Origin of the sequence: Halobacillus sp. A5 (assembly GCF_024189315.1) — a bacterium.
Taxonomy (GTDB): domain Bacteria; phylum Bacillota; class Bacilli; order Bacillales; family Halobacillaceae; genus Halobacillus_A.
In genome coordinates this window covers 1,068,114-1,094,813 of sequence record NZ_JAIZEO010000001.1, presented here as the reverse complement: position 1 = coordinate 1,094,813, position 26,700 = coordinate 1,068,114, and the positions used below count along the sequence as shown (strand labels likewise).

Here is a 26,700-nt window from a genome sequence, read left to right as displayed (position 1 = left end):
AAAATGAAAATAACTATTACTGGGGTTCAATTGATTTAAGGGAAGCGTATAAGCCCCCTATAAACTACGTGGTCCCTGAATAAATCCAAAGAAATGGGGACTTTTAAGTATGACTGAAATTAGAAAAATAGGTTCTTTATGTTCTATAGACGATAAAGGATATATAGTAAACGAGTCTAAACCCGAAAAAATCAATAATAAATTTCTAGAGGTAATCAGACTAATAAATGAAAGTTGTCTTATCGCTTTACCAAAGGAAATTCACAGCATTTATATAAGAGGGTCTGTGCCAAGAGGGTTAGACATTGAAGGTGTATCTGATGTTGACGTGATCATAGTAACTTATTCGAATCCTCAAGATATTGACCTTGATTGGGTTGAGGAAACTGAACAATTTATTGACCAAAAATTCCGTTTTATAAACGGTGTGGAATTCGGATTCTCCCCTTTAATTGAGTTTGAGGAGTCCAAATATTGCTCAATGATTCCCTTTATTCTAAAAACATATGGCGTTTGTGTTTATGGTGAAAACCTAATAAATAAGCTCCCTGATTATAAACCTGATATATCATTGGCGAATGAACATCTTATTCACTTAACATCTCTTATTGATACTGCTAAGCAAGGTTTATCTGGAAATAATGACATAGAGGACATAAAGGATTGGTGTTCGTGGGTAATGAGAATTATTGTGAGGGCTGGTGGAGTGCTTGTCATTGATAAAGAGCACTCATACACAAGGGACTTATACCCAGCTTTCGAACTATTCTCCAAGCATTATCCTGAAAAAGAACAAGAGATGAGGACAGCTCTTTGGTACTCAATCAACCCCTTATCAAGTTCAGAAGAAACAGTAAAATTCTTGAATCATTTTGGGAATTGGATTGAGGCGGAAACAGAACAGTGGCTAAATGTGTATAACCCAACAAGGGAAATACATTTACCTCTTTGATAATGTCTCACTTTTCACTTGAAGAGAGCATTAGATTAATAAGGCATTAGTTCATTACTGGACTTCCGATAATTAGAAGTCCTTTTTCTATATATAAATATCAACATTGAAATTTAACAGAGCCTATTAAAAAATAGATTATCTTGAATTCAAGTCTTATGAAAACTGGGGCGATTGCTCAATAGAGTACTCGCCATAATTTAAATAACAAACGGAAATATTGGAGGAGTTTAATGAAAAGAAAATCACCAATGGTAATTGCTATTGCTGCGGTTTCAGGCGGCGGAAAAACGACAATTGCTTCTTGCTTAAATGGGAAGCTACCAAATAGTAAAACGATATATTTTGATGACTATGATTTTGAAGCTCCTAAAGACATAATTAAATGGATTGATAATGGCTGTAACCCTGATGATTGGGACTTATCACCACTTATTAGAGATATAAAACAGTTCCTTACTGAACCTCTAGAGTACATAATATTAGATTTTCCATTTGCATATTTACATAATAAAACAAGTAGTCTTATTGATTTTGCCGTGTTTATTGATACTCCATTGGATATTGCAATGGCACGCAGAATAAATAGAGATTTTAAAAGTGGTTCTGCTGAAGATATATTACTGGATTTAGATAACTACTTAGCTAGAGGGAGGCGAGGTTATCTTACTATGTTAGATACGACAAAACCAAATTCTGACCTAATTGTAGACGGTGCACTACCTAAATTTGAGGTTGCAGATATTATCACTAAAAATGTAGTGAAGATAGTATGATTGTTATGGAAAGGAAGTGTTTCAATTGGAAGTAAAATAGGGTCATTAAAAGGATTCACTCCACAAATAGGTCATCTAGTGTCGCAAATGAACTATGTGAGAAAAACAACGCTGGATGCTGTATCAGGCCTAACAACCTCTGAATTGGATTTTTTACCAAGTAGGGAGGGGAATAGTATTGGAGCTCTTTTATTACATATAGCTGCTGTAGAGAAAGGGTTTCAAATAGAAATTTTTGATGGCCGAAGACCAAATGAACAGGAAATGTTGGAATGGGGATCCCCTTATAGTCTTGGAGAAAAAGGAAGAAAAAACATTAATGGATATCCACTAGATTTTTATATCACAAAACTTGAAGAAATTAGACATAGAACACTTCAGAAATTTGAGATGATGACCGATGAATGGTTATACGAAAACCGGCTTTGGGACCATTATCCCTCTAATAACTATTTTATTGGGTTTCATGTTTTTGAAGATGAAATCAACCATAGAGGTCAAATAAGGATAATTAGAAAAATGATGTCAAAAGAATAGTTATTTATTTCATTGTAGATCAGATAAGCTTTTTTAGAGTATCTTGAAATCGAGTCTTACACAATCTGGGGCTAATCTTTAACACAAGGGTTTGCTCCGTTAAGTTATGCAAATGGGGTTAGTTGAATAAAGACAAAATCGACTTGACTAAAAAGTCTAATTAAGAATACTCTTAATCCTGTTTAGTCTAATTAGACCTATGCAAACAAAGAAAGAAGGTTTTTCTATGAAATCTATTTTATTAATCGGACAATCAAATATGGCAGGTAGAGGATTTATTAAGGATGTAGCGCCGATTTATAATGAGCATATAAATGTGTTGCGAAACGGCAGATGGCAAATGATGGCAGAACCGATTAATTTTGATCGCCACGTATCTGGTGTTGGTCCATCAGCCTCTTTTGCTCAGGCTTGGACGGAGGATCATCCGGGTGAGTCCATTGGGTTGATACCATGTGCTGAAGGAGGAAGCTCTATTGATGAGTGGACAATTGATGGACTATTAACAAGACATGCAATTTCTGAAGCAAAATTTGCTATGGAAACAAGTGAAATAGTGGGAATTCTGTGGCATCAAGGAGAAAGTGACAGTTACGGAGAACGTTATAAGACGTATGAAGAAAAGTTGCGTTCATTATTTAAACATTTGAGAGAAGAATTGAATGCACCAGATATCCCGATTATTATCGGTGAGTTGGGCCATTACCTTGGAGAAGTCGGATTTGAAAAAAGCGCTGTAGAATATAAACAAATCAACCAGGTATTATCTAAAGTTGCTCATACCGAAAAAAATTGCTATTTTGTAACATCAAAAGGCTTATCAGCAAATCCAGATGGCATTCATATTAATGCTATATCCCAAAGAAAATTTGGATTAAGATACCATGAAGCTTTTTCAAAACAAAAGCATATTTTAGATAGTTTAGACTTTGAGCAAGAATGGATTGAAAAGGTAGCAAAACGTGAACTAACTAAAAATGAACGTAGGTTTGTTCAAAGTACAAAGTTTGCTTTAGGACAATTAAGTTTTGGGGAGTTTTCTATTAATATCTCCAATATTAATGAAAGGGAATAAAACAACTTGTTAAACAATCGGGAGCTAATCTTGAATAATGGTTGGTCCCCATTTCTAAATATATAGACGAAAATATTGAACTAACGAATCAGGTTAATTGAACTGTCAAGGGAGGCGATTATGTGAATTTAGGATGGATAAGTTTTATTTCGATTTTGCTAATCATTTTGTGTTTTTCCTATACCCTTAATTTTATAGAAAATCTACAAAAAGGTGATAAACGGCTCGCTAACCAGTCAAAAATGGTAGCTATAATTTGTCTTGGGTTAGCTCTTTTTATTCCTTTTGTTTATAGTTTAATTGCACAGGACTTTTAAACTAACGGGTGCTAAAATAAAAGAACAGTAAGAGATATCTCGAATCCGAGTATTACATAAACGGGGCGATTGTTCAATATGAGCACTCGCTTTCGCTACCGAGTAATTGGGTAAGACTCAGTTTCGAGATAATAACCAGTTTTGAAGCTAAAGCAGATAAATTTTGTGAGTTTTTAGTGAAGGCTATCTGTAGAGGAGATTTTCGTGTTATAGAATGCTCTAACGATCCATTCGGAATAAAATTACGCTGAAGAAATAAATAACCTTAACTAGATTTACTCAAAAGGAGATGTATCTAATGACTGTGCTTGTATTTAGTGGGTTATCTACACTTATTTTATTGGGCGCAGTATTAAGCTATATTGCAGCTAAGCGAGGTTTGATGAAAAATAAAAAGATGTTAGAAAATGTAATTTTAGCAAGTTGCTTTATTTTTGTCTTTGGTCTCATTAGTGCATTGTTATGGTTTAAGTATGCAGGACCAATCAATGAATTCTTATTATTTGGGGGAATGCTCTCCATAATTGCAATCACTTTAATTTGTATAGTCATTGTTACTGTAATTTTATTAGTAAGGAAAAGGAATTTTATTCAACCTGAGAAATAGAATCATTTTGTTTACTAAGGATGGTTTTTTTAATAGTTATAGTGATGGAAATGTCTCGAATTCAAGTCTTATAAAAACTGGGGCTATACTGGAAATAAGATGAAAGCAATTAGGGAGCACCAAGCTCCCTATTGATCAGATATGCAAATGCAAAATATGTTGAGGACCTTTTGGACCTTCATAAGTTTTGTTTTCATCTACAAAACCGGTCTTTAAGTATAGGGTTATTGCTGCAGTATTTCTTTTGTTGACCCCAAGAACTACTTCATCGACATCGGGCAGAGTTTCTCTTACAAAAGAAGGTAGTAATTTTAACCCTTCTTTGGCGATCCCCTTACCTTGAAACTTAGAATTAATCGAGAAAGCTGTCAAAACTCTGGCTTTTGGATTATCACTATATCTCTTAACTTTCTCACCGTCTTCCAATGCGAAATACCCTGCTGGTTTATTATTATCCAGGATTAATATATGAGAAGAAGTTTTCGTCACATTCGAATTATGAATTTTTTCTAATGGGAGACTTGTAAAATTCAGTTGTTCTTCGGGTAAGTAGTAGTCGGATAATAGATTCTTGTATGTATCCTTATACTCAACTAATGTTATTGATGGATTTATAGTATTGTACTCCATAAGCAAACCTCCAGTTTTTGTAATTTAAATTTATTATAAGACACTGAGAAAATTCAGACAAAAATAATTGTGTTAAACAAGAGATTTGTTTTAGTGTCACATATCTCAATTTCGAGTCTTCCGCAAACGGGGAGCGATAGTTGCAAAGGAGAGTGAAAACAATATGAGATGTCTATGTAAACACAAAGAAACAATTGAATTAAAAGTTGAGGGGGATGTGGGGGCAGACCCTATTTGGTGTAATCAGTGTAATTGTAACCTTGATATAGAAGAGATTCCAATTGAACTCGCTTTAAAGTTGGAGTTAATGAAATGGATAGGGAAGTATGGTGAATGGATAGATTGGTATAAAGATGGAATAGTTCCTAATGGGGTTGAACTTGAAGAAGAGCATAATATAGAAGGATTAAAACTAACAGAAAAAGTACAGAAAGAGCTTGAAGGAAAATATAAAGTATCATTTTCACCTTCAACATTTGCAAAGGCAAATAAATAGAATGCAGTCACCCTGATTGTATTAACGGGGGAGTTAGTGGAGAATCTGATTCAATATATCTCGAAATAAAGTCTTATAGAAACTGGGGCTTTCTTTTAATACCGATCTTCCGAAATTGGGCGTAAGAATGGAATAAGTATAAATGTTATCGAAGTAGTTATTCAGGGTACTCATGAAACTGAAATGATATATTATGGGAAAATGTTATAGAGAAAGGGAGAACTTAAAATGAATAAAGGAATATCATTAATTCATTCAGCAAATTTAGCTCGAACTGATTACGCATATGCTAGTCGAGTACCATCGGGAATGGATTTACTATACTTAGCAGGTGCCTGTCCTCTTAATAAAGACGGAAAGATACTTTATCCAAATGATTATGAGCTTCAAGCTGAAGCCTGTGTTAATAATTTAAAAGAAGCATTGAAAGAGTGTGGTGCTTCATTGGATGATGTTGTATATACAAGGGTTCTTGTTGCTTCACAAAATCGTTCAGATCTGGTAACTGCCTGGGGAACAATTAGAAGTGAATTTGGTGATCACGATGTACCAAGCACCTTATCTGGAGTTACAGTATTAGGATATTCAAATCAATTAGTGGAAATCGAAGCTGTAGCAGCAATCGAAGAATTTTCTAAGTGATATAAAGTAAATATTATTCTGTTATCAGGCATAATTCAGAAGTATTGGAAAGTGTTCGACAGACTTAAGTTTACTGGAGAAGGAACTGTGGAGGATGGAGAATATAAATGGAATTTCCCAAAAGAATTAGGAACAAGTAGTGGATCTCTACCAGCTCAAAATGTACATCAAACACCAAGAGATTCCACTGGAACAGATAAGAGCATTTCGTTTTATCAAGATAAAATAAAACAAACATCTCTTATAATTAAATGGAGAGATGAGTATGGGAAACACGAAGAAGAAATTAAGCTGGAAATTTCTAAATGAATTATAGGAAAATATTTGTTCAACTAAAGGGAGCTAATCTGTAACTAGGAGGCGTTCGGTTTTATCAATGCCGTTAAACGTAATAATTGTCAAATCATTCACATTGACATATCGGGAAAAGTAGATTAGTATAAAAACATGATAAATATTAATATTTTTAAAGCTCTATCAAATGAAACACGCATAGAGATATTGAGATGGTTGAAGGAACCAAATAAACATTTTGACAATCCTCCAGGCAAAGATCCTCAAAATATTGATGAGAAAGGTGGCGTATGTGTAGGAGTTATTCAAAAGAAAGCCCAATTGTCACAATCAACGACATCTCAATATCTATCTATGATGCAGAGGGCTGGCTTATTGAAATCTGAACGACGCGGAAAGTGGACTTATTACAGAAGAAATGAAAAAATGATACAAGATTTATCTGAATTCTTAAAAGAAAAACTTTAATTAGTTTTTTTAAACATATATATCGACATTTTTAGATATATAAATGTATTGTATTTAACTATATCCGAACGGTCCAGTCCCAAAAAAATAAAAGAAAGAAGGTAAATTATAATGAAGGTACTGACAGTTGTTACTCATCCTAGAGAGGATTCTTTGACTTTTAAAGTTGCAGACAGTTTCATCAAAGGCCTTAGGGATGCAGGTCATGAAACGGAGGTATTAGATTTATATCGCAGCGGTTTTAATCCGATACTTTGGGAAGAGGATGAGCCCGAATGGTCTAGAGATCATCAAGTATATTCTCCTGAGGTCGAAATGGAAATGGAACGAATGAAAAGACACGATTCGTTGGCTTTTGTTTTTCCGCTTTGGTGGTGGAGCATGCCGGCTATGTTAAAAGGTTATATAGACCGCGTTTGGAACTGGGGGTTTGCTTACGGACCAGGAAAGCTTGAGCATGAAAAAGTATTATGGCTCAGCCTGGCCGGTGCACCAATTGAGCGTTTTGAGAAGAGGCATTACGATGAGATGATGTTACGATATTTCAATGTTGGTTTGGCAGAATATTGCGGAATCCAAAATTCGCAATTCGAACTTTTATATGAAACCATAAAAGTACAACCTGGCTATATGGAAAAATGGTTGACTAGAGCTTATAATTTAGGACTGCACTATGCCAAATAGTAAGTTTTGAGCTCACTTAAATGTGTACTTTCCGCTACTATCGGGGTTAATCATGTTATTATTCAAGAACTGGGGCTAATCAGGAGTAGAGTTCAAAGAATTATTCTCAAAATGATTTCCTATACATTGATGAAGGACTCCACTAATAAATAAGTGGGGTCCTTCATCAGAATGGGGGCTATTCCTTAATAAAAGGTACTAATTTTTGGAGGTGATCATTTATTCAAAAATGTAAATATTGCAATAGTCAATTTAATTGGACAGAAATATTTATCTCACTTAATTTAGGGTACAAAGCGATTAATTGTAATAAATGTGGAACAGAACATAAAGTTGCAATTTCTTCTAGGATCTTTCCCTCTATATTTCTAGTGGTGCCAATTTGTATGTTGGGTTACTTGATTAACGTTAAAGCCTTTATCACAGTAAATTACGCATTAATAATAATGATTGTTTATAGCGCAATCTTTATTTTATTACTTCCGTTTTTTGTGGAGTATAAGCCAGTAGAGTAAATCACTCTTCTCTATATAAAGTTAAAAATTATCTTGATTTCAAGTCTTATGGTATCTGGGGCGATTGTTTAATATGAGCAATCGCTTTTTACTAATAAGCAGGTTTGTGGAAGACTCAGTTTCCAGATAAAAGGATGAATATGCTTAATTTTGAAACTTCATTTGGATCTTTTCGTAATTAATATAAAGGGGCTTTTGAGATGAGTAAGAAGTATATTAATTATTCTATAATTGGTGGCTTAATTCCCTTTGTTCTTTGCTTAGTTATTCTCTTGGCAATCAACGCTCCCTCTCCATATATAGGATCTCTTGTTGTAGGCTTTATAATCTTTGAAATATGCTTCTACCACTTCTTCGGTAGAGAAAAGGAAAAACAAAAGTTGAGTTAAGGCTCAATGCAGATGTGTTATTTGCCCGAGAAATTCCTTGGAAACTTTTTTACTAGGAGGGGTTATATCAAGGGGGTTTTAAATTGAAGTGGGTATTAATGGTGGTTTTGTTATTAGCCGGTTGTGAAGCAGAGCGGCAGGATTTAATTGTAAGTAAGGAAAAAATAGAACTGCCAGACACAGTATATTCCAAATCCACTGAGGCCTACAAAATTACATATTTAAGTGATGAGCTTGAAATTGCAGGGTTTATGGTCAGCCCGAAGAATATAGAAGATGATCTTCCCTTGTTGATTTATAACCGGGGCGGGAATCAGGAATATGGAAAGATCGACCGGGAAATGCTTTCAAAATACTTGTCCTTATGGGCAAACAAAGGATACATTGTGTTAGCTTCTCAGTATCGCGGTAATGATGGCGGTGAGGGACAGGAAGAATTTGGAGGTTCTGACGTAAAGGACGTTTCAAATCTCCTCAAAGCAGCAGATGAGCTTCCCAATGTGGATACTGACAATGCTGTAATGCTTGGTAGATCTAGAGGTGGCATGATGACTTACTTGGCTATTAAAGAAGGGGTTAATATAAAAGCAGCCGCTGTCGAAGGAGGAATTACTGATTTATTTAGCCAATATGAAAGAAATACAGCCATGAGACAAGTTTTAAATGACCTGATTGGAAATCCCAATCAAAATGAAGATACCTATAAAAGTCGATCTGCTGTATATTGGCCCGACGAAATAGACGTCCCTCTCTTAATGTTGCATGGGGGGGAGGATTGGAAAGTTCCTGTAGAACAGGCACGAGAATTAAGAGATAAGCTATCTGAGCAGGATGCCGAGTTCGAATACATTGAATACGAAGAGGGCGATCACGGCTTAACCAATCATATGAATGAATATATAGAAAAAGTTAATCAATGGTTTCAGGAACATATTGATTAGGAAGATTTTTAAGAGTCATTAATTCAAGGGGTAATCATAAATAGAATCGCTTATGGTTTCCAATACCCCTCGTCCGATTTATTTATGATCGGGGCGGGAGAACTCAACATTAGAGACTTCACTAACAAACAGATTGACTATTAATAGAGGTGATATCCTGCTATTTACTTCCTTCAGTGTCAGTGGGATAACTTTATGTTTTGGTCTTAATAGCTTCGCCTGGCTGGCATTGGTTTTGTCAGTACTATACGGTATTAGCGAACAAATCAAATCGATAACGTTAGAAACGTATCTTCAAAATGAAGCTACAGTCGTCGATTTGCCTAAAATTTATGGAGCACAGCGAGCATTAACATCTTTAACATTTGGACTTTCCTCATTATTGCTAGGTGGAATGGCGGATGTTTTTGGCGTTCAGTATGTGTTTTTACTTGCTGGTATCTTATTAGCCCTAGCTGCTGTTTATATTGGAGTTTCAAGCCAAAGTTTTCCTGCAACATATACGGATGGTCATAATGCTTAGAAAATTTCAATGAAAAGCCTGCACAATTGAGTAGTGCAGTCTTTTCATTACGATTAAATTGTCTTTTTACCGAGTCTTCCGGTTTTGAAGGGCTTATCCAAAAAAGGATAAGTTTTCTTTTTAAAATGAAAACAATACAATGTTGAAAGGTCTATGCTTTCATTTTTATTGGTTGTAAGGAGTCGAAATAACGGAGGGATTCAGGGTGGTTTCAACGTACGATAATATGTTGTCTTGGGTAGAGGAAATCAAAGAGAGAAATAAAAGCCCTGCTGCTGCACTCACAGTAATAAAAGATAATGAGATTGTATTAGAACATTTTAGTGGTACTTATTCCAATACGGGCAATGCACTACCTGTAAATGAATATTCTAGATTCAATGTAGCGTCTGCGAGGAAGAGTTATTTAGGGTTGTGCGTAGCATTTGCTTTATATGAAGGGAAAATACATAGCCTTGATGAATATGTAAGTAAGCATTTTCAAGACATAGACCCAGACATACTTAGAGATACCACAATACGTCATATGGTTACTCACACGCATGGTTTAGATGAAAATTCAGAAGGGGAGATCATCAGAGAGTTCAACCCTGGAGAAAAATGGGCCTACAGAGGAATCAATATCAAACTAATGACTCAACTAATTCATATAATTTACGGTATTCCTTTTCCAGAATATTTATATCGAAAAGTGTTCTCACCAATGGGATTGAAGCGAACATGGTGGGAAACTCAAGACAATAATGGTTTAGTAAAAGTAATAATTGATCCTAATAAGAATGGAGAAGATACAACAGGTTCTATGGAAAATGGAGTGGAATCGAACCTGTTTGTTTCTGCTCGTGAATTTGCTCTTTGGGGGAACCTCTTCCTAAATAATGGGGAAATCAATGGTAATCAGATTGTCCCTAAGGAAGTAATTGAACTAGCCATTAGCATCCATACACCAAATTACCTAGCGAAAGAATTTCCGCGTCACGGTATGTTTTGGTATGTGCAGGATATTCCTAGAGAATTGAGTGAGTTAGGTGATCGAGTGCCAAGTGGCTCCTTTCAAATCTTAGGAGTAACGGGACCAACTTTGCTAGTAATTCCAAAATATAAAGTTGTAGTTGCCAAAATGTACAACAAGAGATACAACTACGGCAATGAGAACTATCTTTACTATCTTAAAAAATTTAGCAACATAGTAGCTGATACTTTTAAGTAGTGGTAAATTCAACGGGGAAGTTTTCATTGGACAAGTCTTTTCGCGGACGTTAATCAAAGATAGTGATGGTAATATCTTAGTAGTACAAGACAGAGAAAACTTATGGAATCTTCTTGGAGGGAAAAGAGAAGAAAGTGAAACACCAGTAAGTCCCACAGCAAGTTTGAGAAAAGTTATTTAATAAGGAAATGTGAATTGTCACAAGAGTAGTACCACTAATGGCAAGCCTGCATTGGAATTTGGTAAAGCTATTAAAGGAAGTGAGATTATGGCTGAAGAAATTCATTTAAAGGTTTGGGTGCCAATTCAGGATTTTTCTGGAGATTATCTGGAAAAAGTGAAATTTGTTGAGGATAGAGAGGGGTTAGAAATTTCACTTGAAAATGAGGAGCAGGAATTTAAACTTATTTATAACAATCTGGAGCTGGGAAACTTTGTGTTCGCGTTAAAACTTTCTTCGGAGTTGGTATATAGTCATTATTCTAGAGCGGCAAGGAAGGCTAGAAAAGAATTTTTTGGGAGAAGTACAAAGCATTGGTTTTTTTATAAAGCAATTAGGTCTGATTTTTTAGAGTGGTTTACTGAAAATTCTGGGCTGGAAATTGAGAAGGATAGCATTGAGCACCACATAATTTCGACATCTGAAACAACATTTGAAATACTTAGCAGTTATACACCGGAAGTAATTACTACTAACAAGACTGATAAACATAAAACAGAATAATTTACCGCTTGGGGCTGAATTTAATATCAGTTCCGTCTTTATGGGACCACGAGGGTCTAATTGTTGTCCGATGAATAGAGTGAGACGACTAAGGTTTATGCTCAGTTAAGTGGAAAGCTTAGACAAGATTTATATGCAAAATACTTTTGAAGCACCTTTCCCTTGGAGGGTGCTTATTTTAATAGAGTAATTGTTCATTTAACCATGATTTGAATTAATCTGTATTATAAAAATTGCGTAGGATTTGCAATTATGCTCCGATAATTACAAATGGTGAAACTAACCTAACTTTTAATCGTTTTAAAAGTAGAATTTAATATCGAATTAGTTCTGATTACTAAAGTCGTAAAGGAGGAGGTTATGTCCGCTGTGTGGTTTCACTGGGTATTTGATATCAGGAATTCGTCCAAATTGGAGGCTCATAAGGGTAGTATATGATAATCAACAATAAATGGAAAGATCCACTATTATTACTGTCCTCTATCGGAATATCGAGTATCGGGGACTTTATTTATTTAGTTGCAATTAATATTATTGTATTTCAACTTACAGGTTCAGCAACGGCTGTAGCTGGTCTTTGGATTATAGGACCTTTAACGAATATTGTAACTAAATTCTGGACCGGGAGTTTTATTGAGTATCGGAGTAAAAGAAAAATAATGATTGGAACCTACATAATTAGAGCTGTTTTCATTTTCCTGATTCCATTTGCATCACACATGGCAGTTATTTATGTGATATTAGTTATCTTAAGTGTGGCAAAAGCATTTTATAATCCATCATCAATGACTTACATTGCAATACTTGTTCCGAGAGAAAAAAGGAAACGTTTTAATTCGATTCGTTCATTTGCGAGTTCTGGCGCTTTTATAGTCGGCCCTGCTATTGGGGGTTCACTTATATTAATAACATCTGTTGAAATGACGTTATGGATGAATGCTCTATTCTTCTTAATTTCAGCAATTTTATTATTATCTCTTCCTGAAAAAGAAAACATTGATAGGGAATCTATTCCCACATTGACTATAGCTCAAGTGGTACGTGACTTCACAGTCGTTAAGAAATTCATGTTAAACAATAAATACATATCGTTTATTTATCTTGGCTTTATTATCATTATGATATTTTCGTTTGCCATGGATGCTCAAGAGGTTGTTTTTACCCAGCACGTAGTGGGTCTTTCTGAGTTTGAATATAGTTTGTTGATTAGTATAACTGGAATAGGTTCTGTTGTAGGAGCTTTCCTGTTATCAATATTTTCTAATAAAATATCACTTAGATATATGATTACAATTGGTTTAATCATGATGACGGTTGGCTATGTCATCTATGCCTTTTCGTGGTCGTTCATATCCATCGTTACTGGATTTGTAGTCTTAGGTTTTTTTAATGTCATTTTAAATGCAGGAATTATGACGTTCTATCAAAACAATGTTTCTGTTGATATTATGGGAAGAGTAACCAGCATTTACGATTTAATCCAAAGTATGTTCCAAGTCATTTTTATTTTAGTTATTGGGATTGCAGCAGATTTTGTATCCTTACGACTGACCATTGTCACTTTGGCACTGGTCATGTTGCTATCTTCTATTATTTTTTCGATCGTAGTATTAAAGCCAAATAAAAAGAGTTTTTATTGAGAACTTGATCATGATTAAGAAGAATTAAATTTAAAAGTAAAATATATAAATGCTCGTAACGAGTGCATGAATGAATATCTGCTTTTAAATATTTCGAAACTACCACTTCTTGTAAATGGCGCTTTAATAAAATGACTTATTAGTTAAGGCAGGTTAGAGCTATATGAGCGAAGAAAAGAAAGAATTTTTTGTAGAATAGGACTGCATTAATGTTAAAATTTAGATAAATTAAGCAGGGAAAGGAAAATTAAATGGGGGATTGGGAAAGGAATCTACTTGATACATCACGTGGCGCATTTGAAATATTTATAAAAGGTAAAGGGGCACCCATGTGTGTAACCCATCTTTACTCTGTATTTAACCAAACAGGAGACTATTTTGCCGAAGCATTTACAAGCACTCACCAAGTCTTCTTAGTAAACTTAAGAGAAACCGGTTACTCAGAGAAAGCCAAGGAACCCTATCAACTAAGCATGTTGGAAGCTATATTTGATTTAGAAGCTATTCGTAAAGAACTTGGAATTGTTAAATGGGGCTTCGCTGGTCACTCCACTGGAGGAATGCTAGGAGTAATTTACGGAATATACTATTCAGAATCTCTAAATTTTAATGTGATCGTCGGAGCAGCTGCCAGGGAATATATGACATTCTCAAAAGATTGTATATATAATTCAGAGCATCCTAAATTTGATAGAATGCAGGAACTAAATGAAGCTTTAAAACGTAAGGATTTACTACTAAAAGAAAAAAATGAGCTGAAAATTGAAAGGACAAAAATGTCTTTACTTGCTCCTGAAAAATATGATGAACTTTTTTCTTTAAATATACATAAAGGTTTGTCTGCAATTCGAATGAATTTCTTCAGCCGAGAATTGCAAGTTTATGATGTAACTCGAAAGCTGGAGCTTATATCAACCCCTTCTTTAATCATTTGTGGCAGATATGATGTCCAATGTCCATTAATGTACTCTGTGGAAATGGTTGAAAGCATACCTAATTCAAAATTAGTCATCTTCGAACAAAGTAGCCATTACCCATTTTTGGAAGAAAAAGAGAAATTTATTAATGTATTTGATTCATTTATTAAAGATGATCAGCTGCTAGTCAAATAAGGGTTTATAGTGAGGAAGAATTAAGTTCGTAGATTAGGAACAAATAAATAAACAATATACATATAGTGTCTCAGCGAGGTGACAAGGAATGCAAATAAGTTTGAATAAATTACCTTGGAAGGATATCGCACTTGGGTTTATACTTGTTACGGTTCTGTACATAACTTTACCTTATTTAGGAATCAACAGGTATTCTATAGTGTTAGCTCTTATAGGTATGGCAGAATGGGGGACAAAATATATTCTCCCCTGGATCGTCTTATACTGGGGCATAAGGTTAATTAAGAGTCTGGAAGCTAAATAGATAACAAGTTCTGGTTTTCTTTATCTTGTGATTGAGTTATCCAAACGGGGTCGGAAGCTGGAGGTTATATTAATGGTCTTCAGCTTTTCTTTTATTTAAGAACTGGGCAGAAAGTTTGAGGGTCAATTTTGAGATAATAGTCTCTCTTGAAACTGTTACAGTACATTTTCCTAGGTAGTAGAGTTATTATAGGATTGATAGAATGATTTTATCATTTAAAGTAATGTTATTAGTCATTGCATTAATCAAAATAGCCGATTGGGATAATACTTTAACATGCTAGCTTACGATCAGTTTGAACTAAAGGAGGAGTGTGTGTGAAGGTTGTTTTTTCATTTGCGGCGATTATTGTATTACTTTCAAGTTTTTTTATACCTCCTTTTGGTACGTCAAATGCCCTGATGGTTACTTCCGTTTTATTTGTTTTAGCATTAGTTCTTTTATTTTTGAAATCGAAAAAAGCTGTAAAGTAGGTATGAACGGTATATTGACACGGCGGAGGCTGTGAATGTAGATTAGGAAGGATTTCGTTGATAAGTTCTTATTGTATGCCACATACCTATTTGCTTATTTTCTTGAGATTATATTTCCTTCCAGGCGGTTGATATTTGCATTTGTATGATTTTTTTGAAAATTAGGCTTTACTTTAAGGTAAGCTTCATATATAATTTCCAGAGAAAGAAAAAATTTCTAGAAAGCGAGGTCGAAACAAATGATGATCACTTTAACTTGCAACCAAACTGTACAACTAAATCGACCTGCGCTATATATTAGACCTTAATAAACATTTTTTGAAAATAGGTTAATAACAGCCGCAGGTAGTGCATATTGTATTCCTGTGGCTTTTTTACATCTTCAGAAATGGAGAGCTTTAAAGCAGAGCCACAGGACATCTGTGGCTTTTTTGCGTCTTCAGAAATGGAGAGCTTTAACGTAGAGCCACAGACCACCTGTGGCTTTTTCTTATGGAATTAAAGGGTATTTTTACTCTTTAAATATAAATTTACAATTTGAAGGGAGGTGAGTAATGATGACCATGCATTTCTTTATTTTTACTATTCGTGTAAACCGGCGGAAAAAACAAACTTATTCACCGCTGCCTGGTTACCGGCTGAGTGCCCATGATCAATGGCTTGACCGAAAAGCTACTGCCAAAAATATCATCTAAGAAAGGGAGTGTTACCGATGGCTGAACTATTGAGGATTGAATTTATGAATTGGTTAAATGCGGAGAAGGACTCCGCTTAGTGACAATCACGTAGGAGGAATAAACGATGAGATTTAACTTTTTGATTTTTGTGTTATCAATTGAAAAAAAGGCGCCAGAGGCTAGAGATCGTTCTGCTGAGCGTGCTCGATTAATTAGTGAACGCATTAACGAAAGAAAAATGAAACACAATCAATTGTAATAAAAACTCTCCGCTTTTTGGAGTGATATAGCAAATAAGACTAAAAATTGATCCATTTCTTAAAGAGGGTAATGCATAAATTTTTACAAATCGGGCGTTTACTTTTATATAAGTAAACGTCCTTTATCCTAATAACGGTTTAACTTGTTTAAAACTTGTAGTGTCATAGATTCGCGGTTTATACCTTCGCAATCATGGCTGCAAAGAAGAGGCCGGTATAGCGGATGGGATCAGCGTCCTTCGAAGATTTCCCGGCTGGCTTAAGAATTATTAACCTTATAATGTGAAGGGCGTGGCAGCTACAATTCTTTATTCGCGAACAAAACATTGCTATCCAGCATAAATATGTATACACTATAGTTAGATATTTAGAAATATATCTAACTATCTAATCATAGTTTTCATAAAAGAAAATAAGATGAGAGGTGATGAAATGTCTCTTAATGAAGCCTTCAAAGCATTATCTGATCCAACTCGAAGGCAAATCCTAACTTTGTTAAAGGAAGATGAACTAACCGCAGGAGAAATCGCGTCTCATTTCAATATGCAGAAACCCAGCGTTTCTCATCATCTGAAAATTTTAAAACATGCTTCATTAATTGATGATGAAAGAAGGGGTCAGCATATTTATTATTCTTTAAATACTACCGTTTTTCATGAATTAATGGGCTGGTATTTCACTTTTATTGATAGGGAGGAGAAGAAATGAGGAAGTATGTATTCAGTTTAATTCTTATTGTTGTTAGCTTGGGGATAAGTGTGATTGTTCTCCCGTACTTGCCCGAGCAAGTGGCTATGCATTGGAATATCAAGGGTGAGGCTGATCAGTTTTGGAACAAATCGTATGCCGTTTTCTTTATGCCGTTATTAATGATCGTAATGGTGGCTTTGTTTACTCTGATACCAAAGATTGATCCTAAAAAAGAAAACTACAAAAAGTTTTCAGGCAGCTACAATATTTTTGTAAACCTGCTTATCGCATTCTTTTTTCTGCTTCACATAATGATGGTGGGATATAACTTAGGCTGGGCCATTGATATTTCATTAGTGATTCTCATAGCAATCGGTTGTCTATTTATAACTTTAGGGAATTACCTGCCTCGTATTAAACATAATTATTTTCTGGGGATTCGCACACCTTGGACTTTGGCTGATGAAAAAACATGGAGGAAAACACACCAATTAGGGGGAAAGGTGTTTGTCATTACGGGAGTATTCATGATTTTAATTTCTTTTTTACCAGGACTTTATAAAATTATCAGCTTACTGGTTATAATAGTAATCATGCTCTTCATTTTAACCATTTCCTCTTATGTATTTTTTAATAGATCGAAATAAACCGTTCGGAATCAGAATGGTTCACGGTTTTGCTTATTAGGCTTCCATTTAATCTTTTTTTCTGAAACAAGGGGCAAACCAGAAAAGTTTGCCCCTTGATCTATGAGCTGTCGAAAAGAAAGAAGTATATGTAATTATGAGAGCAATTTTCAATTTAAATTAATCAATCATCTAATAATTCCCTGTTCTTCTTGAATGATTTCTTAAGTGAGATATAACTTATCATAAACACAACTAAACTGATGAAAAAAGCTGGGCCAATGAGATCGAATATCTCAGTTACATTAGAAGGGATGCCAGCCATTAAAGTATGTGTAATTAGAATAAGAACCAGGGTAGTTAAGCTCCTGTTGAAAATTGCTTTTATTTCCTTATGGTATCTCTTCTCATTTGTAACTTCTGTATATCCAATGCCTGAAAGTGTGTGTCTGATCAATGGATAAGCGATTAGGAATCCTAAAGAAAGTAACGCTGTTGTTCCAGTTGTTGAATTTCCGTAAAGAGAGTAGTTATTTATTAATGCGAATATCAGCAGTAATATTGCAAGAATAACGGCAGATTCAGCAATGAAATATAGTATCCTTTTTTCCTTGTACTCATCGTTCGGTAAAACCTTAGAAAGCCATGATTTTTCCATTCTAATTACTCCTCCCAATATAGGTCATCAAGTGTTTTGTCTAATGCTTTTGCGATAGAAATACAAAGGCGTAAAGTCGGGTTATACTCTCCTTTTTCAATCAATCCGATTGTCTGGCGGGTAACATTTACCTTTTTCGCTAGTTGTGCTTGAGTTAAAGACTTTTCAACCCTCGCTATCTTGATACGATTTCTCATTCGTTCACCATCCGGGCAATATATATATTACTTAATGCAATTTATATATTACATAACTAAATCAGTAAAATCAATAGTCTGAGTGAAAACGACAAGCAAAATTAAAAGTGCTGCTTTTCTACTGACGTGCATTCCTACAGCACGACTGGTAATCTAAGAACGATTCATGTAAAATTAATTTGTGTGAATCTTCTGAAATAAATTTAAAGGGGCTGATATTATGAATGACAAGATTAAGGTGGCAGACCCAGGTCGTTTTGTTCATTAGTCTAAAAACTAATTAGGAGATGAGTAGTTGAAAGCGTTATTCTTTTTATATGAAGGTTATGTTGATTGGGAAATCAGTCCCTTATCCTACATGTTAAATATTTCTGATGTGTCCATTAAAACGACGGCATTAAGTGATGAAGTCACTCATCAAGGAAATTTTACAATGAAAGCTGATTTGGATATTGAGGCATGCGATCCCGCTGAGTACGATATTTTGATCATACCTGGAGGAGAGCCGGCTCCGATTGATAGGGATGAGCGGCTGTTAAATCTCATTAAAAGTTTTGACGATCAAGGCAGATGGATCGCAGCCATTTGCGGGGCACCGACTTTTCTAGCGGCCGCAGGCGTTCTTCGTGAGAGAACATATTCAACATCTATTGATGACAACCCCGAATATGCGCATTATTTCAATGATAAATTTATGAGTGAAAATGATGTTACAGTATGTGAGAACTTAATTACCGCTGAAGGAAATGCATATATTGAATTTGCAATTGCCGTTGGAAAAGAGTTGGACATTTTTGAAGACAGAGAAGATGAGTTAGAAACGGTATTGTTCTTTAAAAATCAATTGAGGAGTTAATTTTCTATGGTCAACCATTTGGGTTGGCTTTTTTATCTTTTGATAACCTTTCAATGACCAGCAGAAATAATTAGAAAAGTGTTTTCAAATAAATTTATTAATGTCACTGTACAGCTAAACTTCTCGGCCATCATATATATCCAGTGTAAATCTGTAATGAGAAGAGAGGTGAAGGGAATGAAAAAGTTAGAACCAGTTGTAGCAGCGAAACAATATATGGAGAAGTACTTTGCAAATTGCCAGGGGGCTTTATTGTCTGGAAGTGTAGTCAGGGGAGAGGCAACAGTAGCATCTGATCTTGATATTGTTATTTTTGATAAAAGAATCAAGTCATCATATCGAGAATCGATGATTGACTTTGGATGGGCTGTAGAAGTTTTTGTTCATAATTTATCTTCATACCAATACTTTATTGAAATGGACTGCAAAGCTGCGAAGCCTTCAATGGCAAGAATGATTTCTGAAGGAGTCATTTTAAAAGATGAAGGAATCTTAGAGTCAGTAAAAAAGGAAGCAAACGACGTATTGGAGAAGGGACCTGAAATATGGTCAGAAGAAACGATTAGAACAAAGCGGTACTTTATTACTGATGTGCTTGATGACTTTTCAGGGAGTGATAACAGAGCTGAAGAAATATTTACAGCCAACACATTAGCGGACCTTGTGCACGAATTTGTATTAAGAACTAATCGTCACTGGATTGGTTCGTCGAAATGGATTATTCGTGCTTTGAAGCAGTATGACGAGAAATTTACTGACGAATTTATAGAAGCCTTTAATGTTTATTATGTAACAGGAGAGAAAAATAAAGTTGTTCAATTAGTAGATAAAGTATTAGAACCACACGGTGGACGTTTATTTGATGGATTTTCTTTAGGAAAAGAAAAATCACAAGCTCGTTAGTTACAAAATAAATCACTGGCAGAGCTGTTCGAATTAAAGATTAATTTAAAAGCAGCAGCCCCTCACCGGTTAAATGGGTGACGGGGCCATTACCTATTAATGATTTTTAGTTTCTCCCTCAGGAGAGTGCTCATTTTCCCAGGCGATCAGAATTTTTCCCATTTCTTTTTCCAGGCTGGTTAACTTATCTCGATCTGCTTCTGAAAGCTGGGCAAGGTGATAGTCGCTTTGATTCATGTGGTAACCTCCTTAAGAATTGCTATCTTAAGTATTTGCCAATGATGAGGGACTATTCCATTTACCGTGAAACAAATTTGTTATCTGTTACCCAGAATCTCCATGGAAAATCGCGGGCCTCTCCGGAGTTTTTAATGCCAATTCGGGTTCCCTGAGAAACGCTCACTGGTGTGAATCCAGAGGCAATGTATAGTGGTGATTCCTGATAGGAGCGGCCGTAATCTTCCCGTGTAATTCCTAAAGCCTTAGTTAATTTACCAGGTCCGTTTGTTAAGTCTTTTTCTTTTTTATCGCCGCGCCTATCGTACATAAGTTCAATACTTTCAACCGGTTCAACAGCACGAATTAATACAGCTTCCGGACTGCCTTCTTCGCCGCTGACCACATTGACGAGACAGTGGGTATGCATTACATACGTATAAGCAAACCCGGCAGATCCGAACATGACCTCTGTTCTTTTCGTCCGTTTGTAATTATAGCTGTGGGCGGCCTGATCTACCGGCCCGATATATGCCTCAGTCTCTACAATGTATCCTGAGGCACGTCCTTCCTGAGTTTCTTTAACGAGTTGACAGCCTAACAAAGAGCGGGCCAGTTCTAAAGTAGGCTGAGAGTAAAAGCTGATTGGCAGGATTTCCATATATACAACACCTCTAAATTTTAATACTACTGTAACAATGAATGTGTTAGCCTTTAATTATCAGTATTTCCCATTTTACCTGGCAAATAAGGCGGCATTTTTATTGTACTATGATGAGCTCCATTTAACTATCAAATCATAAAATTGAGGTGTGTCTATGATTAAGCTGATCGAGAGAATGACACAGAACCAGGCTGAGCATATCGCTTATCATTGGCATTATGATGGTCCTTACTCTTTCTATAATATGGAAGCAGATCCTGACGATTTAGCTGATTTCCTGAACCCGGAAGTAAGAGGTGACCATTATTTTGCCGCCCTTGATCAAGACGGTGTACTTGTGGGATTTTTCAGCCTGGATCCTTTTGAAGATGGAAAGGTGGATATCGGAGTGGGGCTCAAGCCCGAGCTTACTGGACAAGGACTTGGTATGGAGTTTTTAACGAAGGTTATTTATCATGCTCAATCATTATTTAAGCCCAGGGTTCTTACACTTTCAGTGGCCGATTTTAATCAACGAGCGATAAAGCTTTACAGGAAAGCCGGGTTTGAACCGGTGGCAACCTTTCTGCAGAAGACAAATGGAAGTCACTTCAAGTTTATAAAAATGGAAAGGCAGACAGCTTATGATTCTGACTTCTAATCGTATATATATGAGGCCGTATGAAACTAAAGATGAAGACTTTCTTTATTCGATGCTGGCTAACCGTGAAGTCGTTCAATATATTGGTGATGGACGGATAAAGAATCAAGACGAAAAGACTAAGTTCATGGAGTGGATTTACCATACTTATATGAAAGATCCCCGTCTCGGCTTACATGTTTTAGTAAGAAAAGCGGACAATCTACGAGTGGGACATGCGGGGCTCGTTCAGCAGATTATTGATCAAGTGGAAGAACTGGAGGTGGGATATTGGATTGACCGGCCGTTTTGGGGGATGGGGTATGCCACTGAAGCAGCTTCAGCATTAGTTGAATATGGCTGGTTTGAATTAAAGAAAAGCAGGCTTATTTCTCTGATCCAAACAGATAACAATAATTCGAGAAATGTAGCAAAAAAGGTGGGGATGGTCAAAGAGAACGTACGAAAAATGGGGGAGAGGGACGTAGAGATTTACTCTATTACTCGTAAAAAAGAAATGGAATGAAATATTTTAAACAGCACTCTTCTTCATTAGGAAAAGTGTTGTTTTTCTTGTGCTTAATAATGGTTTTATAAAAAATTTCCAATTAATCAGAAGTTTAAGAATGAATGATAAAAAGAATTAAACACTTGATTTGTATTTTTATCATTTGTACTGCCTTTCTTTTTACCTAAATAACAGGAGTCGAGGCCTGTTTATTAAAGATAGAAAAAAAGGAACAGTGTCGAATGTTAGGTTAATCCTACTGTAAGTTTGAAGAAAATGAAGGAAGAGGACGTTTAAGATAGAAAGAATTAGGAGCTATCGTCTATATATAGGATTCAGAATCTTCTGTAAAATGTAGAATAATATAGAAAGGAGGAGAAATTTATTGAATTCAAAGCATGTACGAATCTGGTCACTTATCGTATTGATGTTTCTTTTGTTCACTACAGCACTGCCGGCTGGCGCTTTAGCTAAGGGTCCTCCTCATTATTCTGACGATGAAGTAGCGTATGGAGGGGAAGGGATGGTAGCTACCGCTCATCCAGCTGCCTCGGAAGTTGGTGCAGAGGTTCTTCGTAAAGGGGGAACGGCAATGGATGCAGCAATTGCTATACAGCTTGCACTGAATGTGGCAGAGCCGATGATGTCGGGCATTGGCGGTGGCGGATTTATGATGGTGTATGATGCGGAAAAGGACGATGTGTCGATCATTGACAGTCGTGAACGTGCTCCGGCTGGTGCGGAGCCGGATATGTTCCTTGATGAGGATGGAGAAGTCATTCCTTTTTCTGAGCGGCATATTACCGGGAATGCTGTCGGGGTACCTGGAACTTTAAAAGGATTAATGACAGCCTATGACGAATGGGGTACTCGACCCTTTAATCAATTAATCAATCCCGCCATTAAACTTGCACAAAAGGGTGTTGAAGTAAATAGTGTTCTGGCTGAAGCCATTGATGATAATCAATATGAATTATCAAGAAGCGCAGCAAAAGATGTCTTTTTACCTGGGGGTGAACCTTTACAGGAAGGAGAAGAGCTTGTCCAAAAAGACCTGGCCGATACCTTTAAACTCATCCGAAAAGATGGGTTAGATGCTTTTTACGGAGGTGAAATTGGACAGGCTCTTGCAGATACGGTTCAGGATTTTGGTGGCACTATGACATCTGAAGATCTTGAGAACTATCAACTTACAATAGATGAGCCTGTAACGGGGACTTACCGGGGATACAAAATTGCTTCAATGCCGCCGCCAAGCTCTGGAGGTCTGACTGTTCTTCAAATGCTTAAAATGCTTGAAGGGGTTGATTTGAGCGAATATGATGTAAGATCACCTGAAAAATATCATTTAATGGCAGAAGCGATGCACCTCGCTTATGCTGATCGAAATGCTTATATTGGAGATACACAGTTTGTGGATGTACCGATGGAAGGCATGTTAAATGAAGAATACTTAGCAGAACGAGCTTCTCTAATTGAGCCGGAGCAGGCTAATGACGATGTGGAGCCAGGTGATCCATGGGCTTACCAGGACGGTGAATCAGGTCATGCAGCCAGTAGTGAGGACGACCGTGAAATCGGGGAGACCACCCATTTCAGTGTAGCAGATAAATGGGGGAATCACGTTTCCTATACGACAACGATTGAGCAGGTATTTGGCAGTGGAATTATGGTGCCGGATTACGGCATTATGCTGAATAACGAGTTAACCGATTTCAGTGCAGTACCCGAAGGACCTAATCAGGTGGAACCTGGCAAACGGCCGATGAGCAGTATGACTCCTACCATGGTGTTAGAAGATGGCGAACCGTATTTGTCACTTGGTTCCCCTGGCGGACCTACCATTATAACCTCTGTATTTCAAACACTTGTTAATGTAATCGATTATGATATGCCGTTGAAGGATGCGATTGAAGAACCGAGAATTTACAGTCCATCTTATCCTCAAATTACTTGGGAAGAAGGCATTCCTGATCATGTAAGAGCTGCAATGGAAGACTGGGGACACCAATGGCAGAGCAATCCAGGAGAAATTGGCAATGTACAGGCTGTAAGAGTCCTGGAAGATGGCAGCTATGAAGGTGCGGCTGATTCATCGAGAGGCGGAACAGCCATAGGACTTGATAAAACAGCAGGGAAAAAATAAAAAAGTACTACAGCATTATTAAACGGAGTCCTTTAAATCAGGACTCCGTTTTTCTTATCACTGCTGAGATTCTTTTAATTCGTATAAAGGTACCTCTTGAATGATATTCGGCTGATCCATTGGGTGAATCCGGGCCATTTCATTTCTTTCAATTACTTCTTCAATGTAGACGTGTCGGTCTTCATGAGTGACATCAATCATGTCCTCAGAGTGAAAAATTTCTTTAGCACGTTCTTTATTCACTTATAAATCCCCCTTCTGGTTCTTGTTTTAATTTTTACCCTAAGCGGATAATCTATGCGCAAAAGAAAACAGCACCCCTGAATGGAGGTGCCGTCAGATGAATCATTATTTATCTTGTTCTTCTTCTTCATTGAACCATAGTGGATCATCGTTCTCTACTTCTCCGTTATAGTTAATAAATATTTCTTCACCTTCTTTAATGTCAGAAAAAGCATAGAAATCAAAGGAGTCATTTTCAAAATTCACTCGATAGTCTGCGTTAGGCTGGTAAGAGTGATTAAACATCATCCCATATCCAAGAAGAAAAGCAGTATGATTTGAACCATATTCAAACGCGTAATCAGCAAGGTACGTTTTCTCAATATGTTTATGTTCTTTATTTGGATAAGGAAGCACAGGGGCTTCGTGAATCAGTTCATCCTTAGCTATATTTCTGGTGGCAAATACGCCTTTATTTGTCTCGTCATCTGTTATATTTGATCTTCTAACTTCGATCATCTTTTCTCACCTGCATTTCTATTTAAAAGTGGTGGTCCTTCTATAGTTTGACAGGGCTTTTGAAATAATGCAATTGACGGAATATTCTTGTAGTTTAACGTAGCATTAAAGCTGAGTTTTATGAAAGAAATACTTAGTTATTGTTAGCTGTAAGGAAGTCCTTGAAACTCCATGGGCATAGTGAGCTTCCACAGGCTTCGGCCGACATCAAAAAAGCAGGAGTTCAGTGGCTGGAAGAATCACTTCGCATTTGAATACTTCTTTACGTAATCCCCACGAAAATAAAAAAACGAGCTCCGGCTAAGCACCGAAACTCGTTAGGCTGGGAGGGATTAAAAGGTTACATCCTGGCCGTAATAAGCCGCTTTAAACAATTTTTTCATTTCTTCCACTGAAGTTTCTCTTGGATTAGTACCTGTGCAAGGATCCTCCATAGCATTTTCTGCCATTTTATCTAGATGCTTTTTAAATAAGTCTTCAGACACGCCAAATTCTTTAAGCGAATTAGGTACCTCCATTTCACGGTTAAGACTGCGCACCCAGTCTATTAATGAATCCACTAACTCTTGATCTGTGTTCCCGCTTAAGCCAATCCTTCTTGCGATGGTAGCAAAGCGGTCTTCTACTTCACTGCGGTTAAATTGAATGACGTAAGGTAAATAAATGGCATTCGCGCAGCCATGAGGTACTTCAAACGTCGGCCCGCTCTTATGTGCCATACTGTGAACATTGCCCAGTACAGCATTGGCAAAAGCCATGCCCGCCATAGCTTGAGCATAGTGCACCTGCTCTCGTGCATCTTGATTTCCATTATATGAGGAAATTAAATTATTTTTTAACAGTTCAGCAGCCTCAATGGCAAGTGAATTAGTAAATGTTGTGCGTGGTTTAGCCACGTATGCTTCAATACTGTGTGTTACGGCATCCATTCCGCTGTAGGCAAGCACTTTCTTAGGCATCGATTCGACCATGACAGGGTCAATGACAGCCAAGTCTGGTGTAAATTCAAAATCAGCCAGAGGATACTTCATTCCTGTCTCTGAATCCGTAATAACGGACAAATTGGAAATTTCTGATGCGGTTCCACTTGTGGTAGGGATGCCGGCGAACTTAGCTTTCGTACGCAGATCCGGCAGGTTAAACGGCTCTGTCATTTCTTCAAATGTCAGGTAGGGATGTTCATAAGAAAGCCACATAGCTTTCGCTGCATCCATAGGTGAGCCGCCACCGATTCCGATAATCCAGTCAGGCTTATAGTCGTTTAAAGTGGGAAGGTGTTCTTCTACCAATTGAGTGGAAGGTTCTTCTGTTATGCCTTCAATCACTCTTGTATCAATATTTGCCTCTGATAGGTTTTGTTTGATTTTGTCTAGGTTTCCGTTGTCTTTCACAGATCCTCCGCCAATAACGAGAAGGGCTTTTTCTCCTTTAATTGACTTCAGGATATCGAGTGCATTCTCTCCGAAATAAATGTCGCGTGGAATAGTAAAACGATTCATGTTAACGGCCTCCAATGTTTTTCAATCATGTACTTTATTGTTGCAAGCACACATTACTCACTCATTCACGGAATACTTATTTAGTAAACATGTGAATAGGCCATGGATGTTGTTTACTTTTTCACAAAACA

Annotated in this window: 36 protein-coding genes; 28 read left to right on the top strand and 8 right to left on the bottom strand. The window is 36.5% G+C overall.

All coding sequences use genetic code 11. From position 1 onward, the window contains the following. The first annotated feature begins 109 nt into the window (after positions 1 to 109). The 6 genes from LF822_RS05685 to LF822_RS05660 all read left to right on the top strand — a co-directional run bounded on the left by LF822_RS05685 (position 110) and on the right by LF822_RS05660 (position 4,264). Positions 110 to 952 carry a nucleotidyltransferase domain-containing protein gene (locus LF822_RS05685; RefSeq protein ID WP_253922963.1) on the top strand — a complete coding sequence of 281 codons (843 nt, stop codon included), beginning with the start codon at positions 110 to 112 and terminating at the stop codon, positions 950 to 952. 233 nt (positions 953 to 1,185) lie between these two features. After that, positions 1,186 to 1,728 carry a nucleoside/nucleotide kinase family protein gene (locus LF822_RS05680; protein ID WP_253922962.1) on the top strand — a complete coding sequence of 181 codons (543 nt, stop codon included), beginning with the start codon at positions 1,186 to 1,188 and terminating at the stop codon, positions 1,726 to 1,728. Further along, positions 1,729 to 2,265 (top strand): DinB family protein, encoded by a 537-nt coding sequence (locus LF822_RS05675; protein ID WP_256521556.1) that lies wholly within the window; start codon positions 1,729 to 1,731, stop codon positions 2,263 to 2,265. It begins immediately after the preceding gene. A 226-nt stretch (positions 2,266 to 2,491) separates the two neighbouring features. Beyond that, on the top strand, positions 2,492 to 3,340 hold the full coding sequence (locus tag LF822_RS05670) for a sialate O-acetylesterase (protein ID WP_253922961.1): 849 nt from the start codon (positions 2,492 to 2,494) through the stop codon (positions 3,338 to 3,340). A 122-nt stretch (positions 3,341 to 3,462) separates the two neighbouring features. Beyond that, positions 3,463 to 3,657 (top strand): hypothetical protein, encoded by a 195-nt coding sequence (locus tag LF822_RS05665; RefSeq protein WP_253922960.1) that lies wholly within the window; start codon positions 3,463 to 3,465, stop codon positions 3,655 to 3,657. Between the two features lie 298 nt (positions 3,658 to 3,955). Continuing rightward, complete coding sequence (locus LF822_RS05660) at positions 3,956 to 4,264, top strand: hypothetical protein (RefSeq protein WP_253922959.1); 309 nt, start codon at positions 3,956 to 3,958, stop codon at positions 4,262 to 4,264. A 135-nt stretch (positions 4,265 to 4,399) separates the two neighbouring features. Here LF822_RS05660 and LF822_RS05655 read toward each other — a convergent pair whose 3' ends face one another. Beyond that, positions 4,400 to 4,894, bottom strand: a complete 495-nt coding sequence (locus LF822_RS05655; protein ID WP_253922958.1) for a GNAT family N-acetyltransferase — start codon at positions 4,892 to 4,894, stop codon at positions 4,400 to 4,402. A 163-nt stretch (positions 4,895 to 5,057) separates the two neighbouring features. On the opposite strand from LF822_RS05655, the gene LF822_RS05650 reads away from it, so the two are divergent. From LF822_RS05650 to LF822_RS05580, 17 genes are all read left to right on the top strand, one after another. Further along, positions 5,058 to 5,390: a hypothetical protein gene (locus LF822_RS05650; RefSeq protein WP_253922957.1), complete on the top strand. Its 333-nt coding sequence runs from the start codon at positions 5,058 to 5,060 to the stop codon at positions 5,388 to 5,390. Positions 5,391 to 5,618: 228 nt separating this feature from the next. Continuing rightward, positions 5,619 to 6,032: a RidA family protein gene (locus LF822_RS05645; RefSeq protein ID WP_253922956.1), complete on the top strand. Its 414-nt coding sequence runs from the start codon at positions 5,619 to 5,621 to the stop codon at positions 6,030 to 6,032. A gap of 87 nt (positions 6,033 to 6,119) precedes the next feature. Then, complete coding sequence (locus LF822_RS05640; RefSeq protein ID WP_253922955.1) at positions 6,120 to 6,341, top strand: hypothetical protein; 222 nt, start codon at positions 6,120 to 6,122, stop codon at positions 6,339 to 6,341. A 138-nt stretch (positions 6,342 to 6,479) separates the two neighbouring features. Continuing rightward, positions 6,480 to 6,794, top strand: a complete 315-nt coding sequence (locus LF822_RS05635; RefSeq protein WP_253922954.1) for an ArsR/SmtB family transcription factor — start codon at positions 6,480 to 6,482, stop codon at positions 6,792 to 6,794. Positions 6,795 to 6,905: 111 nt separating this feature from the next. Next, entirely contained in the window at positions 6,906 to 7,478 is a 573-nt protein-coding gene (locus tag LF822_RS05630) for an NAD(P)H oxidoreductase (RefSeq protein WP_253922953.1), read from the top strand. A 221-nt stretch (positions 7,479 to 7,699) separates the two neighbouring features. Then, the gene (locus tag LF822_RS23030; RefSeq protein WP_371925854.1) at positions 7,700 to 7,993 is read left to right on the top strand and encodes a TIGR04104 family putative zinc finger protein; all 294 of its coding nucleotides are present in this window, start codon (positions 7,700 to 7,702) and stop codon (positions 7,991 to 7,993) included. Positions 7,994 to 8,465: 472 nt separating this feature from the next. Further along, positions 8,466 to 9,323 carry an alpha/beta hydrolase family protein gene (locus LF822_RS05625; protein ID WP_253922952.1) on the top strand — a complete coding sequence of 286 codons (858 nt, stop codon included), beginning with the start codon at positions 8,466 to 8,468 and terminating at the stop codon, positions 9,321 to 9,323. Positions 9,324 to 9,558: 235 nt separating this feature from the next. Next, entirely contained in the window at positions 9,559 to 9,846 is a 288-nt protein-coding gene (locus LF822_RS05620) for a hypothetical protein (RefSeq protein WP_253922951.1), read from the top strand. A gap of 226 nt (positions 9,847 to 10,072) precedes the next feature. Further along, complete coding sequence (locus LF822_RS05615) at positions 10,073 to 11,056, top strand: serine hydrolase domain-containing protein (RefSeq protein WP_253923481.1); 984 nt, start codon at positions 10,073 to 10,075, stop codon at positions 11,054 to 11,056. 268 nt (positions 11,057 to 11,324) lie between these two features. Then, positions 11,325 to 11,780, top strand: coding sequence for a hypothetical protein (locus tag LF822_RS05610; RefSeq protein WP_253922950.1), 456 nt, complete (start codon positions 11,325 to 11,327; stop codon positions 11,778 to 11,780). Positions 11,781 to 12,214: 434 nt separating this feature from the next. Next, positions 12,215 to 13,420: an MFS transporter gene (locus tag LF822_RS05605; RefSeq protein WP_253922949.1), complete on the top strand. Its 1,206-nt coding sequence runs from the start codon at positions 12,215 to 12,217 to the stop codon at positions 13,418 to 13,420. 251 nt (positions 13,421 to 13,671) lie between these two features. Beyond that, positions 13,672 to 14,532, top strand: coding sequence for an alpha/beta fold hydrolase (locus LF822_RS05600; protein WP_253922948.1), 861 nt, complete (start codon positions 13,672 to 13,674; stop codon positions 14,530 to 14,532). 621 nt (positions 14,533 to 15,153) lie between these two features. Next, complete coding sequence (locus LF822_RS05595) at positions 15,154 to 15,309, top strand: hypothetical protein (RefSeq protein WP_253922947.1); 156 nt, start codon at positions 15,154 to 15,156, stop codon at positions 15,307 to 15,309. Positions 15,310 to 15,863: 554 nt separating this feature from the next. Further along, the gene (locus LF822_RS05590; protein ID WP_253922946.1) at positions 15,864 to 16,004 is read left to right on the top strand and encodes a hypothetical protein; all 141 of its coding nucleotides are present in this window, start codon (positions 15,864 to 15,866) and stop codon (positions 16,002 to 16,004) included. A gap of 106 nt (positions 16,005 to 16,110) precedes the next feature. Further along, positions 16,111 to 16,245 (top strand): hypothetical protein, encoded by a 135-nt coding sequence (locus LF822_RS22780; RefSeq protein WP_256521553.1) that lies wholly within the window; start codon positions 16,111 to 16,113, stop codon positions 16,243 to 16,245. Positions 16,246 to 16,678: 433 nt separating this feature from the next. Continuing rightward, positions 16,679 to 16,954, top strand: coding sequence for an autorepressor SdpR family transcription factor (locus tag LF822_RS05585; RefSeq protein ID WP_253922945.1), 276 nt, complete (start codon positions 16,679 to 16,681; stop codon positions 16,952 to 16,954). Continuing rightward, on the top strand, positions 16,951 to 17,583 hold the full coding sequence (locus tag LF822_RS05580) for an SdpI family protein (protein ID WP_253922944.1): 633 nt from the start codon (positions 16,951 to 16,953) through the stop codon (positions 17,581 to 17,583). Before LF822_RS05585 ends, LF822_RS05580 begins: the two co-directional genes overlap by 4 nt. A gap of 163 nt (positions 17,584 to 17,746) precedes the next feature. Here the strand turns inward: LF822_RS05580 and LF822_RS05575 are convergent, their stop codons facing one another. After that, on the bottom strand, positions 17,747 to 18,220 hold the full coding sequence (locus LF822_RS05575) for a hypothetical protein (RefSeq protein WP_253922943.1): 474 nt from the start codon (positions 18,218 to 18,220) through the stop codon (positions 17,747 to 17,749). 5 nt (positions 18,221 to 18,225) lie between these two features. Continuing rightward, the gene (locus LF822_RS05570; RefSeq protein WP_253922942.1) at positions 18,226 to 18,417 is read right to left on the bottom strand and encodes a helix-turn-helix transcriptional regulator; all 192 of its coding nucleotides are present in this window, start codon (positions 18,415 to 18,417) and stop codon (positions 18,226 to 18,228) included. Between the two features lie 295 nt (positions 18,418 to 18,712). Between LF822_RS05570 and LF822_RS05565 the strand changes: the two genes are divergently transcribed. Then, positions 18,713 to 19,273 (top strand): DJ-1/PfpI family protein, encoded by a 561-nt coding sequence (locus LF822_RS05565; protein WP_253922941.1) that lies wholly within the window; start codon positions 18,713 to 18,715, stop codon positions 19,271 to 19,273. 177 nt (positions 19,274 to 19,450) lie between these two features. Then, positions 19,451 to 20,176 carry a nucleotidyltransferase domain-containing protein gene (locus LF822_RS05560; RefSeq protein WP_253922940.1) on the top strand — a complete coding sequence of 242 codons (726 nt, stop codon included), beginning with the start codon at positions 19,451 to 19,453 and terminating at the stop codon, positions 20,174 to 20,176. Between the two features lie 96 nt (positions 20,177 to 20,272). Here the strand turns inward: LF822_RS05560 and LF822_RS05555 are convergent, their stop codons facing one another. Together LF822_RS05555 and LF822_RS05550 are read right to left on the bottom strand one after the other, a co-directional pair. Continuing rightward, positions 20,273 to 20,413 carry a hypothetical protein gene (locus tag LF822_RS05555; RefSeq protein WP_253922939.1) on the bottom strand — a complete coding sequence of 47 codons (141 nt, stop codon included), beginning with the start codon at positions 20,411 to 20,413 and terminating at the stop codon, positions 20,273 to 20,275. A 61-nt stretch (positions 20,414 to 20,474) separates the two neighbouring features. Continuing rightward, the gene (locus LF822_RS05550; RefSeq protein WP_253922938.1) at positions 20,475 to 21,053 is read right to left on the bottom strand and encodes a DNA-3-methyladenine glycosylase; all 579 of its coding nucleotides are present in this window, start codon (positions 21,051 to 21,053) and stop codon (positions 20,475 to 20,477) included. A gap of 157 nt (positions 21,054 to 21,210) precedes the next feature. Between LF822_RS05550 and LF822_RS05545 the strand changes: the two genes are divergently transcribed. The 3 genes from LF822_RS05545 (at position 21,211) to ggt (ending at position 24,329) form a co-directional block, all read left to right on the top strand. Further along, positions 21,211 to 21,696 (top strand): GNAT family N-acetyltransferase, encoded by a 486-nt coding sequence (locus LF822_RS05545; RefSeq protein ID WP_253922937.1) that lies wholly within the window; start codon positions 21,211 to 21,213, stop codon positions 21,694 to 21,696. Beyond that, positions 21,680 to 22,201 (top strand): GNAT family N-acetyltransferase, encoded by a 522-nt coding sequence (locus LF822_RS05540; RefSeq protein ID WP_253922936.1) that lies wholly within the window; start codon positions 21,680 to 21,682, stop codon positions 22,199 to 22,201. The genes LF822_RS05545 and LF822_RS05540 overlap by 17 nt, the downstream gene beginning before the upstream one ends. Positions 22,202 to 22,610: 409 nt before the next feature. Further along, entirely contained in the window at positions 22,611 to 24,329 is a 1,719-nt protein-coding gene (ggt, locus tag LF822_RS05535; protein ID WP_253923480.1) for a gamma-glutamyltransferase, read from the top strand. Between the two features lie 57 nt (positions 24,330 to 24,386). Here ggt and LF822_RS05530 read toward each other — a convergent pair whose 3' ends face one another. The 3 genes from LF822_RS05530 to LF822_RS05520 all read right to left on the bottom strand — a co-directional run bounded on the left by LF822_RS05530 (position 24,387) and on the right by LF822_RS05520 (position 26,569). After that, positions 24,387 to 24,572 (bottom strand): H-type small acid-soluble spore protein, encoded by a 186-nt coding sequence (locus tag LF822_RS05530; RefSeq protein WP_253922935.1) that lies wholly within the window; start codon positions 24,570 to 24,572, stop codon positions 24,387 to 24,389. A 105-nt stretch (positions 24,573 to 24,677) separates the two neighbouring features. Further along, complete coding sequence (locus LF822_RS05525) at positions 24,678 to 25,070, bottom strand: SET domain-containing protein (protein WP_253922934.1); 393 nt, start codon at positions 25,068 to 25,070, stop codon at positions 24,678 to 24,680. Positions 25,071 to 25,402: 332 nt separating this feature from the next. Next, positions 25,403 to 26,569 (bottom strand): iron-containing alcohol dehydrogenase, encoded by a 1,167-nt coding sequence (locus LF822_RS05520; RefSeq protein ID WP_253922933.1) that lies wholly within the window; start codon positions 26,567 to 26,569, stop codon positions 25,403 to 25,405. Positions 26,570 to 26,700: the final 131 nt, after the last annotated feature.

What these genes read in the sequence shown, in the direction of transcription:
- LF822_RS22780 (WP_256521553.1), top strand. Translation starts at nt 16,111, where the DNA reads ATGAGATTTAACTTTTTGATTTTTGTGTTATCAATTGAAAAAAAGGCG.
- LF822_RS05670 (WP_253922961.1), top strand. Translation starts at nt 2,492, where the DNA reads ATGAAATCTATTTTATTAATCGGACAATCAAATATGGCAGGTAGAGGA.
- LF822_RS05590 (WP_253922946.1), top strand. Translation starts at nt 15,864, where the DNA reads ATGATGACCATGCATTTCTTTATTTTTACTATTCGTGTAAACCGGCGG.
- LF822_RS05600 (WP_253922948.1), top strand. Translation starts at nt 13,672, where the DNA reads ATGGGGGATTGGGAAAGGAATCTACTTGATACATCACGTGGCGCATTT.
- LF822_RS05560 (WP_253922940.1), top strand. Translation starts at nt 19,451, where the DNA reads ATGAAAAAGTTAGAACCAGTTGTAGCAGCGAAACAATATATGGAGAAG.
- LF822_RS05615 (WP_253923481.1), top strand. Translation starts at nt 10,073, where the DNA reads ATGTTGTCTTGGGTAGAGGAAATCAAAGAGAGAAATAAAAGCCCTGCT.
- LF822_RS05630 (WP_253922953.1), top strand. Translation starts at nt 6,906, where the DNA reads ATGAAGGTACTGACAGTTGTTACTCATCCTAGAGAGGATTCTTTGACT.
- LF822_RS05645 (WP_253922956.1), top strand. Translation starts at nt 5,619, where the DNA reads ATGAATAAAGGAATATCATTAATTCATTCAGCAAATTTAGCTCGAACT.
- LF822_RS05525 (WP_253922934.1), bottom strand. Translation starts at nt 25,070, where the DNA reads ATGATCGAAGTTAGAAGATCAAATATAACAGATGACGAGACAAATAAA.
- LF822_RS05635 (WP_253922954.1), top strand. Translation starts at nt 6,480, where the DNA reads ATGATAAATATTAATATTTTTAAAGCTCTATCAAATGAAACACGCATA.
- LF822_RS05610 (WP_253922950.1), top strand. Translation starts at nt 11,325, where the DNA reads ATGGCTGAAGAAATTCATTTAAAGGTTTGGGTGCCAATTCAGGATTTT.
- LF822_RS05660 (WP_253922959.1), top strand. Translation starts at nt 3,956, where the DNA reads ATGACTGTGCTTGTATTTAGTGGGTTATCTACACTTATTTTATTGGGC.
- LF822_RS05545 (WP_253922937.1), top strand. Translation starts at nt 21,211, where the DNA reads ATGATTAAGCTGATCGAGAGAATGACACAGAACCAGGCTGAGCATATC.
- LF822_RS05605 (WP_253922949.1), top strand. Translation starts at nt 12,215, where the DNA reads ATGATAATCAACAATAAATGGAAAGATCCACTATTATTACTGTCCTCT.
- LF822_RS05580 (WP_253922944.1), top strand. Translation starts at nt 16,951, where the DNA reads ATGAGGAAGTATGTATTCAGTTTAATTCTTATTGTTGTTAGCTTGGGG.
- LF822_RS05555 (WP_253922939.1), bottom strand. Translation starts at nt 20,413, where the DNA reads ATGAATCAAAGCGACTATCACCTTGCCCAGCTTTCAGAAGCAGATCGA.
- LF822_RS05585 (WP_253922945.1), top strand. Translation starts at nt 16,679, where the DNA reads ATGTCTCTTAATGAAGCCTTCAAAGCATTATCTGATCCAACTCGAAGG.
- LF822_RS05520 (WP_253922933.1), bottom strand. Translation starts at nt 26,569, where the DNA reads ATGAATCGTTTTACTATTCCACGCGACATTTATTTCGGAGAGAATGCA.
- LF822_RS05575 (WP_253922943.1), bottom strand. Translation starts at nt 18,220, where the DNA reads ATGGAAAAATCATGGCTTTCTAAGGTTTTACCGAACGATGAGTACAAG.
- LF822_RS05680 (WP_253922962.1), top strand. Translation starts at nt 1,186, where the DNA reads ATGAAAAGAAAATCACCAATGGTAATTGCTATTGCTGCGGTTTCAGGC.
- LF822_RS05540 (WP_253922936.1), top strand. Translation starts at nt 21,680, where the DNA reads ATGATTCTGACTTCTAATCGTATATATATGAGGCCGTATGAAACTAAA.
- LF822_RS05655 (WP_253922958.1), bottom strand. Translation starts at nt 4,894, where the DNA reads ATGGAGTACAATACTATAAATCCATCAATAACATTAGTTGAGTATAAG.
- LF822_RS05650 (WP_253922957.1), top strand. Translation starts at nt 5,058, where the DNA reads ATGAGATGTCTATGTAAACACAAAGAAACAATTGAATTAAAAGTTGAG.
- LF822_RS05550 (WP_253922938.1), bottom strand. Translation starts at nt 21,053, where the DNA reads ATGGAAATCCTGCCAATCAGCTTTTACTCTCAGCCTACTTTAGAACTG.
- LF822_RS05685 (WP_253922963.1), top strand. Translation starts at nt 110, where the DNA reads ATGACTGAAATTAGAAAAATAGGTTCTTTATGTTCTATAGACGATAAA.
- ggt (WP_253923480.1), top strand. Translation starts at nt 22,611, where the DNA reads ATGTTTCTTTTGTTCACTACAGCACTGCCGGCTGGCGCTTTAGCTAAG.
- LF822_RS05570 (WP_253922942.1), bottom strand. Translation starts at nt 18,417, where the DNA reads ATGAGAAATCGTATCAAGATAGCGAGGGTTGAAAAGTCTTTAACTCAA.